This window comes from Mesorhizobium sp. M4A.F.Ca.ET.050.02.1.1, assembly GCF_003997725.1.
GTDB lineage: Bacteria > Pseudomonadota > Alphaproteobacteria > Rhizobiales > Rhizobiaceae > Mesorhizobium.
The window spans coordinates 1-12,496 of the sequence record NZ_RZSG01000092.1 but is presented as its reverse complement, the minus strand read 5'-3'; the positions used below and the strand labels follow the sequence as shown (position 1 = coordinate 12,496).

The window sequence follows — 12,496 nt, the reverse complement described above, 5'->3', positions numbered from 1 at the left end:
GTATAGGTCGAGTTGCACTGGATGATCCTATCTGCCAAACCCTCCGGCAGGTTAAGGAAGGTGATGGCGTGGCGGAAATTCTGGTCGACGCTTTCGAGAAAGCCTGCGGAGTTAGCTTTCATAATTCACCTTGTGATTGGCGCAGTTGTTTGCGACGCTATTCGCAATTCTCTGCGGCGCTCGCGGAGTGCTTGCGTCAGATGATCGTCGACTGAGTCCCAGAACCGCCTGCAGATTTCGGACAAAGCTGCCACTGCATCGTCCGCGAGAGGAGGACGTGGATCAACGAGAAGAGGTGACGAGCGGCGTCTAGATCGATACCTGCTACGGAGGCGAGTCGCTCCTTCAGGAGGGCAGCAGCGTCGTTGTGAATGCTCCGGCGACTCATCTCGATGGCTTCAAGTCGGTCGGGGCCCGGATGACGGACGGCATCGAAGTAGCTCTCGCATATCCGGGTATAGTCCCTGATGATCCGGCGGAACGAACCGAGCGATATACTTTGGCTTCCAACGTGTGCTCCCGTGTCCGTCGAGATTTGAATAATAGAAGGCTTGAATCCGCCGATGTGATTTTCAGACGAAACGGTCCTCGATGGGCGTATCCTAGGCACGCACTTACTGTTCTCGACCAGATCTTGCACGGCAATGGCTCGTTCGCGCTCCACGCGCCCATCATGGTTGACCGTGGAAGGGTCCAAAGACACATCGCAAAAAAACTCAGCGGCGTCCATGGCTTCTCCCCTCTCCTCAATTGCCTCCAAACGCATTGTTGATCCTCATGCCGTCTCGGATGCGGAGCGTAGCCAGACTCCTGTATGAGCCTCGCCGGTTCATCTCGAGGGGGCACCCTCAGGTTTATCGGGCAGCCTGCGCTTTCGCAGAGCTGCCCTCATTTTTGCTAGGCCAAGGCGCCGGACTTCTTCCCCGTCCAGGTGGCGATGTAGTCCATCAGGCCGGGGCTGAGGCAGTCATAGGGCTCGAGCCCGATCGACTTCAGCTGCGCGCGGATGCCGTCCATGCGGCTCGGATCGACGCCGGATTCGATGATCGACGACACGAAGGCGGCAAAGCCCGGCGGCGACCAGCCGTCCTCCTCGAAGCGCTCGGGATGGATGAAGGACAGGCCCTTGAAGGCATGGTCGCGCTCGACCGGGCCGTACATGTGGACGCCGCAGCCGGTGCAGGCATGGCGCTGGATCAGCGCTGCCGGATCCACCACCTTCAGCTTGTCGCCGTTCTCGGTGACGGTGACATCGCTGGTGCCGGCAACGGCCACGACCGAGAAGATGGCGCCTTCCGGCTTCCAGCACTTGGTGCAGCCGCAGGCGTGGTTGTGGGCGATCTGGCCCTTGACCTTCACCTTCACCGGATTGCTGGTGCACAGGCAGACCAGCGTGCCGCCCGAGAAGCTTGCGCTTTCCTTCGGCAGGCCGTTGTCGATCGAGTGATGCAGTTTTTCCGCCATTCCTACTTCCTCCCATGTTGACCACAGAGGTCGCGGGCATGATGGCCCGCGGCCGGTGGCATTGCTTCAGTAAACCACGACACTGCGGATCGACTTGCCCTCATGCATGAGGTCGAAGCCCTTGTTGATGTCTTCGAGCTTCAGCGTATGGGTGATCATCGGGTCGATCTGGATCTTTTTGTCCATGTACCAGTCGACGATCTTCGGCACGTCGGTGCGGCCGCGCGCGCCGCCGAAGGCGGTGCCCATCCAGGTGCGGCCGGTGACCAGCTGGAACGGCCTGGTCGCAATCTCCTGGCCGGCGCCGGCGACACCGATGATGACCGACTTGCCCCAGCCGCGATGCGCGGCCTCCAGCGCCTGGCGCATCACCTTGGTGTTGCCGGTGCAGTCGAAGGTGTAGTCGGCGCCGCCGATCTGGTCGGCGCCGCGCTTGGTCATGTTGACCAGATAAGGCACGATGTCGCCGTCGATCTCCTTCGGATTGACGAAATGCGTCATGCCGAACTTCTCGCCCCAGGCCTTCTTGTCGTTGTTGATGTCGACGCCGATGATCATGTCGGCGCCGGCCAGGCGAAGACCCTGGATGACGTTGAGGCCGATGCCGCCGAGGCCGAAGACGACCGCGGTGGCGCCCTGCTCGACCTTGGCCGTGTTGATCACCGCGCCGATGCCGGTGGTGACGCCGCAGCCGATGTAGCAGATCTTGTCGAAGGGAGCGTCGGGATTGACCTTGGCCACCGCGATCTCCGGCAGCACGGTGAAGCTGGAGAAGGTCGAGCAGCCCATATAGTGGAACAGCTTTTCGCCATCGACCGAGAAGCGCGAGGTGCCGTCGGGCATCAGGCCCTGGCCTTGCGTGGCGCGGATGGCGGTGCACAGATTGGTCTTGCGCGACAGGCACGACGGGCACTGCCGGCATTCGGGCGTGTAGAGCGGGATGACGTGGTCGCCCTTCTTGACCGAGGTGACGCCCTTGCCGACGTCGACGACGATGCCGGCCCCCTCATGCCCCAAGATCGCCGGGAAGATGCCTTCCGGATCGGCGCCAGACAGCGTGAACTCGTCGGTGTGGCAAATGCCCGTCGCCTTGACCTCGACCAGAACCTCGCCCTCGCGCGGCCCTTCCAGCTGCACGGTCATCACTTCAAGCGGTTTTCCAGCTTGTACGGCAACGGCGGCGCGAACGTCCATACATCTTCCCTTCCATGGCGCGCTTGCGGTTGATGACGCTATCAGTTCAAGAGCCGCGCGTGATGTCCCGAGGGATGCAGCCCACAGGCAGTTGTTCTCGGGTCGTCTAGTAGCTACGTTATCTGCGCCTCTTTTCAGCCGCCTAAGTGCTTCAAGACAGCTTTTTCCCGCGGTCTCGCAGGATCTCGCGCACTGCATTTATTCCTGGCAGCCCACTGACGCTTCCCCCAGGATGACAAGACGAGCCGCATTGGTAGAGGCCCTTAACCGGCGTCCTGTAGTCGGAGTAGTGAGGGTATGGCCTGCGCGAGAACAGTTGATCTGGGGTCATCTGTCCATGCAGGATATTGCCACCTGGTATGTTAAGAATACTCTCAATGTCCGTCGGCAATAGGACCTGGTAGTCGATGATGTCGTTTGTGAACCCAGGAACAAATTCATCGAGCACTCGCCACACGGTCTTTACGAATTCCGTTCGGCGGGTCGACCACTCACCTTCGCGAAGTTTGTAGGAGACATGGCCGCCATAAAGGTTCACGACGTGCTTACCCTCAGGGGCCATACTCCTGTCAAGGTGAGTGGGGGTCGCAACAGTCATCCATGGTAGTTGAGCGAAGCTTCCGTATTTAGCGTCGTCGTAAGCCTTTTCCAGGTAATCTATGGTTGGACCGATATGCACAAAAACCGGGACAGGCGCGCCGGCGTTCGTTCCCAGGGCTTTGAGCTGTGGCGGTCGATTGCAAGCGACATTAATCTTCCAGTTCGTGCCGAAGGTGTTGAATTTTTCAAGCGACTGAACAAGCTCGTCAGGGAGATGTTTGCGATCTACAGCCTTACCGAAGAGGACTTTCGTATGCATGCTACTCGCGACAATTCCAGTGCGGAATTCGCGTCCGTCTTTCGTCGCGACGCCTTTGACCTTTCCACCTTCGACGATTACCTGCTCGACCTCGGCATCGGTGTGAATCTCGACACCCAAGCGCTGAGCGGATGCTGCTAATGCCTTCGAGACAGTCCCCATGCCCCCAATTACGTGTCCGCGCTCCACCTCGTCGGAATAATCGGTAAGCATATTATAAAGGCAACCGAGTGCAGATCCTCGAGAATGAGGACCCACGAAATTTCCGACGCCCGCTGGGTAGGCGAACAGCGCGCGCACAGCATCATTCTCGAACCAATGGCTAAGATACTCATCTGCGCTTTGGGTCATAAGTTCCACGAAGTCGAACAGCTTGGTCCTCAAACCAAAGTTCCGCCAAGAGAAAGAGAGTGTCTTGGTGATATCTCGGAAATTTGAAGCCGTGGGATCAGGGGGAACCTCTGTGCCGAGGTGGCGCATATATGCCGCGAGTTTGTTGTGAAATTCGACAAACTTGGGGTAGACTTCAGCATCTTTTCTGGAAAATTGAGCGATGTTCTTCGCCGTTGCCGCGTCATCGGAATTTGTTATCAAGCACCGACCGTCTTCCGTGGGGCTGAAGAGGTCGCCATAGGAAACTGCTTTCAGACCAAATTTCTCAAGCTCGAGATCTTTTATGATCCGAGGGTACAAATGCTGCAAGCCGTAAGAGAAGACAGAAAACTTGAAGCCGGGAAAAACCTCGTCCGAAAATGCCGCGCCGCCGACGGCATGCCGTCGTTCCAGTACAGCGGTTCGCATGCCCGCCCGCGCCAAGTACGACGCGCAAACAAGGCCGTTGTGCCCGCCACCCAATACGATCGCATCATAACCGCTTGCCATACATAGCTCCTCTTCGACGCCTGCCCGGCATCACACCCCTTGTATCCCTCGCGCAGTATGCGGTGGCCGATTCAAAGATGCGGCTTTGGGAGCAGCCACCTGTGGCCATCGTGAATTTGCTGCCGCAAGACGCTCTCTCACGTCATTGAAAATGAACATCGTTCTGCTATTAAACGGGCACGGCATAGCTTGTCAAGAGAGTCACTGCTTATTTATCGAACATCGTTCCGCTTTTCCGTGTTGAAGGCGGCCCACGGACTACTGCATCGGGAACGTGATCCGTTTGGCAATGCGTAGAACAGCCGTGGACGCCGATGCCGAGATTCTACCCAAACCCCGTGACTGAACGTCGCTGGGAGATTACCTCCCCGGAAGCTAGGAGTTCGTAAGCGCCGAGCGGACGGCCAAGGCTCTCGATACGGTTCTCACGCCCTCCGATGAATGATCAGTCAGCGTATTGTAGAGTGAGACGTGTACTGATCCAGCCACGCTGAGAGATGGTCGATGGTCGAGCAAAGGCTCACCGGATGCATCGCTCGTGTCCAGAGAGGACCGACAGACAACGGTGATCAGATAGGTTGCAAGTGGGTTCTCTGAATCGTCGCGCGTGACATCATGGATGCGGGTGTTAGTCGACCGTGGCTAACTCGGTGCCGACGGCGACTGTGGTGCCGGCACTCTTACTGAGCCGGATGCGGCCTGTCCTCGCCGCCAAGTTACCGGCTCCGCGCCAGGCGAAAAAGCGGTCTCATCAGGCCGCCCGCCGCTCGCGCATGGTACCGCGATGTTACGTGGATGCAGCGTAGTAAGGTATCCGTAAAGCAGCGTGCGCCCATATCCGGATTACTTCCTTCTTGCTAATCCAGGGATACGATCCAAGAGTGTTTGAGAGAGGCCACCATCAATTCCAATATTCTGTCCCGTCACATAGCGGTTCGTGGGGTCGATCAAGAACTCTACCAAGCGCGCAACATCCGAAGGCTGTCCGATAGCGCCCAAAGGCACAATGGCCTCGCGCGCCCTCAACATCCCTTCGTCCTGATACACTGCTTCAGTCATCGGGGTTCTGATCATACCGGGCGACACGCAATTGACCCGGATACCGTATTGTCCCCACTCAATCGCAAGCTGCCGACAAAGCATCGTTAGCGCGGCTTTCGCAGAGCTGTAAGCGCCGGTGCCACGATGGGGATGGCTGCCGGACTGCGATGATATCGATACGAAGCTCCCGCGGCTGTCGCACAAGTGGGTGAATGCAGCTTTCGCAAGCAACCAGCTCGCTCGACACGTAATAGCAAACATACGATCCCACGCGTCCAACTCCAGTGACTCCAGCGGAGCCGGGTCGGCAATGCCGGCATTGGAAACAATGGCGTCGAGACCGCCAAATTCTTCCACTGCCTTGGCCACCAATTCTGCAGGAGCTGGAGGTTGGCTAAGATCGGCTGTCACGATCACGACTGCGGAGCCCCGAAGCCGACAGGCGCTCGCCAAGTCTTCGACCAGCTCTGTCGACCGGCGCACACACATTACGAGAGAGAGAGCCTTGCCGTGTGTATTGGCGAGTTGCTCGCAGATCGCTCCACCGATCCCGGCGCTAACGCCTGTCACAAGTACATTCACGGAGGTCACCGCGTAACCTGAGGCTGGTCACGAGGAGGTACATTCGCGCTTCATGCGTTGCAAGGCTCGGCAAGGCGAAGTGGCTGGAGAGAACGGCGAAAGACGATCGACGATGGGCATGGCAAGACCTTTTTCGATGAAAGTGCTCGTCGGCGCAACAGCAGCTGGAGTCCGATATGTACCCCCGCCGCCAGTCTCGATGCGACACTTGGATAGGCAAAACAGCAGGAAGCTCAGTTTGACTATTGCCTGGCACAGCTCTAACCGTTTTGGGGGACGAGGACTGCAGCCTCAGTCGCGAAACGCAAACCTAGCATTTGGTTGCGCTCAAATCGGCGCGATTGATTTGGCTTTGCTAGGACAGTAAGGACGCCCATGGGCGTCTCAACGCCGAGGCGAACTGAACTCCCAAGGTAGACGATATTTTGTACCCGACCACGTAGCATCGCCTCACCGTCCGAGCAGATCTCGATTTCCTCCGGCCGCAGCATCAGTAGGTATGCCTGCCCGGTGGCTATGCTGATGTCGGGGCTGCTCCGTACCACCTGACCATCGGGCAGGCGGAACTCTCGCTCGGATGATCGCTCAACCGCTATCAAATTGGCCTCGCCCAGAAAATTCGCGACAAATTGGGTTTGCGGACGTCGATACAGGGTTTCTGGATCCGCTACTTGTTCGATCCGGCCATCCCGCATCACGGCCGCGCGGTTGGAGAGCATCAAAGCCTCTCCCTGATCGTGGGTCACATAAACGATTGTCAGGCGGAGCCGCTCCTGAAGGCTGAGGAGCTCCAGTTTGAGCTCGTCACGAAGGTTCTTGTCCAGTGCTCCCATCGGCTCGTCCATCAGAAGGACGTGCGGCTCATATACCAGTGCCCGGACCAAGGCGACGCGCTGGCGTTGTCCCCCGGAAAGTTGTTGCGGCAGTCTATTGGCGAACGTGTCGGCCGGGAGCTTTACCATGTCCATCGCGCGACGCACGCGGTCATTAGTCTCTGATTTCGACATGCGCCTAAGTTTGAGCGGATAGGCGATGTTTTCATAGACGCTCATATGGGGGAACAACGCATAGCTCTGGAAGACCATCCCGATCCCCCGAGCAAAAGGCGGAACTGAGGTGACATCCTTCTCGCCGATATGAATTGTTCCAGACGTCGCCCTTTCGAAGCCAGCCAGCATCATTAGTGCCGTTGTCTTGCCAGACCCTGACGGACCAAGCAGCGAAAGAAACTCGCCTGGCTCGATATCGAGGGAGACGTTGTCAACGGCCCGGATTAATCCGTACTCCTTGGTGAGATTGCTCATCTGCACACGCGAGCCGCTTATTGCACCTGCATTTGCTGACAACGGCACTCCTCCGACGCGATCTCGCGATTGCGAAAGTGTTGAATGTATGCCCACGAAACGTTCCTTTTGAGACGGATCTGACGTACGGCGGCTCGCTAAATCGCTGGGGCTGCCTCCGCCCACCGCCGCTGCCAACGCTGCAACTGACCCAGCAGTGACATCAACATTAACGCAATGATGATTTGAATCGTCGAGACAGCGGCAACGACGGGTGAAACAGCAAGCGAAAGGCTGGAGAAGACCCGAACAGGCAGCGTCGGTGTCATCGAACCAGACAAGAAGACCGTCACCACCACCTCGTCAAACGAGATCAGAAACGCGAACAATGCTCCTGTCATGATCGCCGGTAGATTGGCCGGAACGGTAACATCTCGGATGGCACGCCAGGGGTTCGCACCAAGGCTCAGCGCCGCGAGCTCAATACTGGGATCGTTGCGTGTCAAAGCGGACGACACAATGAGATAGACATAAGGTACGCCCAAGACCGTATGCATGATGGCGAGCCCAATGTTCGATCCAATCATGTTCAGGCTGAAGTACAAGGAATAACCGCCGGTCGCTAGGATGATCGGAGGAACCACGAGTGGGGCGATGGCAAAGACCTCAACGATCTGTTTTCCAGGCAACCTGGTACGCGCTATTCCAAATGCAGCCACACTGCCAATGAGTGTCGCGAACAGGGTTGCTAGAGAACCCACCAAGAGCGAGCGCAACACAGCTGCGTTCCACCGCTCGTCAAAAAGGAACTCCTCATACCAACGCCATGAGAACAAGTGGGGTGGGAATCTCAGAACTTCGTCCGTGCTAAAGGAAAGCCATATCACAACGAGTGTTGGCCCGATTAGGTAGAGAGCCACGAGAGCAATTAGTAAATATCGAAGACGGCGGATATTAATGGTGTCACCCATGCTCATCACCTCCTGTAATGTGATGCAATGGAGCCGATTTTTCTGGCAATAAGCAGCAAGCACAGCGTGACAGCCAAGAGAAGAACAGACATCACGGCTCCGCCCTTGAGATTATAGAAAGTCATGACCTCGGTACTGATCATGTTGGAGATCATCGCACTCCTCGGTCCTCCAAGAATTGCGGGAGTGATATAAAATCCCAATGAGATGACAAAGACCAGAACAGCTGCAACGCCTGCTCCTTGCTTGGTGAGTGGTAGAACGACCTTCAAAAACGTTTGCCGTCCTCGCGCGCCGCAGATTGCCGAAGCACGCAGAAGATCCAAGTCGAGTCCAAGAAGAATCGTGTAAATGGGCAAGATTGCAAATGGCAGCATTGCCTGTACCATACCGACCAAAACAACTGGCTCTGTATTAAGCATGGCCAAAGGGTGATCGATCAACCCTGCCTGGAGCAGCCCGGTGTTGATCATCCCATATCGGCTAAACAACGCTGTCCAGGCGTAAGTCCTGACGACAATGCTGGTAAAAAGCGGGAACACGATGAGCGCGAGAGCAATGGTCCGGACACTCGGCGAGCTCCTCCACATCGCATAAGCCATTGCGTATCCAACAACCACGCTTATGGCTGTGACCAATAGCGAAATGCGAATTGTTCGCAGCGCCACGATCTGAAATACCGGATTGCTGAGGACCTCGGAGAAAAGCCCGGCGGCCTCATTGAAGCCACCACTAAGGATGGCCATCATCAGCGCAACGATTGGCCCGAAGAAAAATATCCCGAGCAATATCAAGAGCGGGGAAACGCTGGCAAACCCAATCGGTCGAGAGAGGACGACCCCCCTGTCAACTTCCGCGACCGCGCTTCCCCGCCCTGCATTCATGTTATGATTCAATTGCATGTCACTCGATCAAGTGGACGTTTCGCCTACTTACTTGCCGACGTAGGCCTGCCAGGCCCTTCCCAGCTCTACCTGCTGCCTCGACATTGCCTCCAAGAGTGAGTCAGGCAGGGCGGTCAACACTGCTTGGGCTTCAGGCGTGACGCTGATAAACGGCTTCAAATTGTCTGGCAGGTAGGCCACGGAGTCAGGATTCGGTGAACTGTAGCCGACGAGCTTCGTGAATTCGGCCTGCCGCTTCGGATCCAGCATATACACCGCGAAGGCATCGAGCACGTCGGCGTTCTTCGTTCCCTTCGTGTAGGTGAAATAACCGGGGAACTGGATGCCGCCGTTATGCTGGATCTTCCATTGCGGGTTTGCCTGCGCCGCCTGGATGATTCTGCCGTCCCAGCATAGGCAATAGTCAACACTGTTATCGATCATTAATTGAGCCATCTGGCTGCCATTGGCCCAATACGCCGTGATTTGGTTCTTTATACGGTCAACGATTTTCAGGCAGCGATCGATATCAAATCCCTTGCTCAATTCTTCAACGCTGACTCCGTCGCTCAGAAGCGCCAAAGCGCAGACCATTTGCGCCTCTCCAGCCAGGGAACTTACGACTCGTGCACCTTTAATATTCGGATCAAAGAAGTCCTTGACGCTCTTGAGCGGCGCGATGTTATCGGCATTGCGATAGGAAACGGTCACGACCGAGTTGAGGACAGGCACTCCGTAGTCGCTCCTCAGCGCCTTAGGCAGCTTTTCGAGACCAGGAATTTTTGAAACGTCAATCTTTTCAATGAGTCCGTCCTTAATGAACTTCGGCATATATGGGGCATCGAGGCCCGACAGTCCGTCCCACTCGACATTCCCGGCCTTGACCTGCGCCGATACTGCGCCGATCATCGCGTCAACATCGGCTTCAACGAGTCGAATTTTCGCTCCGGTTTCCGCTTCGAATGGCTTGACATAAGCCTCTTCGAGAGCAGTGGTGTATTTACCGCCGGAACTCCAGAGAACCGCCTCCTTCCCTTTGAGGTCAGCAGCTTGGGTTGCCGAGCACAGCATGATCAATGCGGCGGTGATTCCGAATAAGCGCGTATGATGCGACAATGCTTTCAAGGTCGATTTCATTGATCTCTCCTTCGTCGTTTGCGCTAGTGAGGGAGTGCAGTCGCCGTCTGTTGGCCCCTCAGGAACGGCTCGCTGAGTTGATGCAACAAGGAGATTGACCCGCGAGATGGCAAAGCTACTGCCTGCGCGTTCCATCTCAAAAACCGCATGCGCGCACTCGACGTTTGAAGCCGCCTTTCGTGCGCGTTGACTTAGGCGGTCTCCTGGAAATAGGTGCTTTGGCCGATTCTGCCTGCCGCATGGAGCTGCGCCCTCCCTGTCGCCTTTTAGCGATCATTTTATTATTAGAACGATGTTCGAATTTAGAGCAGCGACTCAAAACATGTCAAGCCGATTATTTTCCCATACGCTCGACGGACCAGAGCGATTGCGACTGGCTACCATCTGCCCCCTACGCGTTGAAGGACGCATTGCGCTTCTGAGTGGTCCGTGGATGGGACTTCTGCTCGATAAGTAGAACCTATGGGCCCCCAGGAGTGTTGCATGATGCTTGTATGGGAACTGCGAAGTCAAAGAGCTTCGATCGTTGCCACCCACCATTCGCTTGTTCGGCCGGGCCGACCATTCCTTCGTCCCGGCCTGGCTTTCTCTGTTAAGAGCCATCCGGACCTGCCCCCCATGGAACTGGGTGCGCCGCCAAGAGATGCCGCTCCCCCTGGCAGCGTGGGCGAGCGATGACATGGCGGCGGCTGACGACGCGCTCGAGGGCTTGATGTCCGTCAAGACCTACCCGCCGTCCACTGGTGCGGACGTCTCCGCGCTGGATGGTGCGCGATGATTATTCTCTGATTGTGAGCATTGAAAATTCCCTAGTTGGCGCTGCTGCCGCCAGTTCGGCGGCTTTCGCTCCGATAGTCCGTTCCGGTCGTTGTGGGACGGGAGGGGCGCTGGTGGTCCAACTTGGAGGACTTGTGATGATATTGGATCTACACCATCAGGGCCTGTCCGTGACCGCAGTTGCTGGACGAAGGGGCAGCGATCCCAAGATAGAAGGCAGTCCATCTTCTCGGCCCGTCCGGCTATCTATGCCGCGCCTCGCTGCTCGTCGTCGACGAATTCGGCTATCTCCCAGTCGTGCCCGCGGCGGCAATCTGTTCTTCCAGCTCGTCAACGCCGCTATGAGAAGGGCGCCATGATCCTCACCTCAAACCGCGGATTTGCCAAATGGGCGAGGTCTTCGGGGGTCCCTGTCGTCGCAACCGCACCTCTTGATCGCCTGCTTCAACACGCCGTCGTTATCCAGATTGAGGGGTCAAGCTTCCGCCTCCGACAGCGCGCCGATCTCGTCCCCCGAGCACGTTGATCAAAAGCACCTATCGCGGCCGGCCCTCAGGAGTGAAATCCGACGATCAAAATGCCGGCTGGTCACCGCCACCCTTCGCCTTTCAGGTAGGGAAAATTGGACACGTTCGCGGAGATTTCGGCGCCCATTAACAGATAGTGGCGCTCGCCCGCAGCTGCTCATTGCGCTGTGGCGGATATTGAAGACAGGGGAGCTGCCTGACAGCGTTCGAGTCCGAACTCATATCGTGGCAACCGCTGCATAGTTGCGAGCAGGATAGGCGAAGAGTTCCGTCTGCCTGTTGGCGAGTCCGAGGTGGCGGGTGCCCGTTACATGACATGGTTCCAATACCCTGTCCAGATGGAGACCACCGCCTGGAGCCGGTTGTCGATGGGAATGACTGCAATTGTGGTTCGGGCTTCCTACGGCCCACCGAATACAAGGTCGCAGCGCACCTCTGTGCCCTACAAACCGGCTCCGCGCCAAACGAAAGAGCGGCCTCATCAGGCCGCCCGCCGCTGACGGGCCTCTGGTCGGCTCCGCCTCCCTCCGTCCCGCCGGCGGAACCAACCTTCAACCGAGATCATGAACCCAAGGGTGGGTCGTGGTCGAGTAGCTCAGCCGTTCGGCTTTCGCCCTCACAGATCCGGGCGGGCGGATTTCCCGCATCAAATGTGCTCGAACACATTTAGTGCCTAATGTGGCTTCGGTAGAGATGTGGCGCCGGCCGCCGCGGGCCAGAGGCGGCAGGCCGGTGACGACGCCGAGCGCCACATAACAAAGCGGGTTACAAGGACCGAAGGAAGTCCATCAGGGCCGGTTGATCACGCCATCGCTTTGGGATCTTGCCAAGACTCGGCGCCTCGCATTTTTCGAGCGCCTTCGCCTTAGTCTCGAAGTCGACCTCTGCATAGACG

At 57.3% G+C, this 12,496-nt stretch carries 9 protein-coding genes and 1 pseudogene; 1 reads left to right on the top strand and 9 read right to left on the bottom strand.

Going from position 1 to position 12,496, the window contains the following annotated elements:
• Positions 1–196: 196 nt before the first annotated feature.
• The 9 genes from EOA33_RS09610 to EOA33_RS09570 form a co-directional block, all read right to left on the bottom strand.
• The gene (locus tag EOA33_RS09610) at positions 197–730 is read right to left on the bottom strand and encodes a UPF0262 family protein (protein WP_190234241.1); all 534 of its coding nucleotides are present in this window, start codon (positions 728–730) and stop codon (positions 197–199) included.
• A 167-nt stretch (positions 731–897) separates the two neighbouring features.
• Complete coding sequence (gene gfa, locus EOA33_RS09605; RefSeq protein WP_127405510.1) at positions 898–1,464, bottom strand: S-(hydroxymethyl)glutathione synthase; 567 nt, start codon at positions 1,462–1,464, stop codon at positions 898–900.
• A 66-nt stretch (positions 1,465–1,530) separates the two neighbouring features.
• Positions 1,531–2,658, bottom strand: a complete 1,128-nt coding sequence (locus EOA33_RS09600; RefSeq protein ID WP_127405509.1) for an S-(hydroxymethyl)glutathione dehydrogenase/class III alcohol dehydrogenase — start codon at positions 2,656–2,658, stop codon at positions 1,531–1,533.
• Between the two features lie 151 nt (positions 2,659–2,809).
• The gene (locus EOA33_RS09595; RefSeq protein WP_127405508.1) at positions 2,810–4,399 is read right to left on the bottom strand and encodes an NAD(P)/FAD-dependent oxidoreductase; all 1,590 of its coding nucleotides are present in this window, start codon (positions 4,397–4,399) and stop codon (positions 2,810–2,812) included.
• 843 nt (positions 4,400–5,242) lie between these two features.
• Positions 5,243–6,010: an SDR family oxidoreductase gene (locus EOA33_RS09590; protein WP_245482280.1), complete on the bottom strand. Its 768-nt coding sequence runs from the start codon at positions 6,008–6,010 to the stop codon at positions 5,243–5,245.
• A gap of 272 nt (positions 6,011–6,282) precedes the next feature.
• Positions 6,283–7,326, bottom strand: coding sequence for an ABC transporter ATP-binding protein (locus EOA33_RS09585; protein WP_127405506.1), 1,044 nt, complete (start codon positions 7,324–7,326; stop codon positions 6,283–6,285).
• Positions 7,327–7,463: 137 nt separating this feature from the next.
• Complete coding sequence (locus EOA33_RS09580) at positions 7,464–8,276, bottom strand: ABC transporter permease (RefSeq protein WP_190234239.1); 813 nt, start codon at positions 8,274–8,276, stop codon at positions 7,464–7,466.
• Positions 8,277–8,281: 5 nt separating this feature from the next.
• Positions 8,282–9,178 carry an ABC transporter permease gene (locus EOA33_RS09575; RefSeq protein WP_127405504.1) on the bottom strand — a complete coding sequence of 299 codons (897 nt, stop codon included), beginning with the start codon at positions 9,176–9,178 and terminating at the stop codon, positions 8,282–8,284.
• Between the two features lie 30 nt (positions 9,179–9,208).
• Entirely contained in the window at positions 9,209–10,297 is a 1,089-nt protein-coding gene (locus tag EOA33_RS09570; RefSeq protein ID WP_190234238.1) for an extracellular solute-binding protein, read from the bottom strand.
• 1,020 nt (positions 10,298–11,317) lie between these two features.
• Here EOA33_RS09570 and EOA33_RS09565 point away from each other — a divergent pair.
• Positions 11,318–11,588: pseudogene (locus tag EOA33_RS09565) on the top strand (ATP-binding protein); the annotation flags it as partial.
• Positions 11,589–12,496 lie beyond the last annotated feature (908 nt).

Coding starts and splice junctions, on each gene's coding strand:
- EOA33_RS09610 (WP_190234241.1), bottom strand. CDS start 730: ATGGACGCCGCTGAGTTTTTTTGCGATGTGTCTTTGGACCCTTCCACG.
- gfa (WP_127405510.1), bottom strand. CDS start 1,464: ATGGCGGAAAAACTGCATCACTCGATCGACAACGGCCTGCCGAAGGAA.
- EOA33_RS09600 (WP_127405509.1), bottom strand. CDS start 2,658: ATGGACGTTCGCGCCGCCGTTGCCGTACAAGCTGGAAAACCGCTTGAA.
- EOA33_RS09595 (WP_127405508.1), bottom strand. CDS start 4,399: ATGGCAAGCGGTTATGATGCGATCGTATTGGGTGGCGGGCACAACGGC.
- EOA33_RS09585 (WP_127405506.1), bottom strand. CDS start 7,326: ATGAGCAATCTCACCAAGGAGTACGGATTAATCCGGGCCGTTGACAAC.
- EOA33_RS09580 (WP_190234239.1), bottom strand. CDS start 8,276: ATGGGTGACACCATTAATATCCGCCGTCTTCGATATTTACTAATTGCT.
- EOA33_RS09575 (WP_127405504.1), bottom strand. CDS start 9,178: ATGCAATTGAATCATAACATGAATGCAGGGCGGGGAAGCGCGGTCGCG.
- EOA33_RS09570 (WP_190234238.1), bottom strand. CDS start 10,297: ATGAAATCGACCTTGAAAGCATTGTCGCATCATACGCGCTTATTCGGA.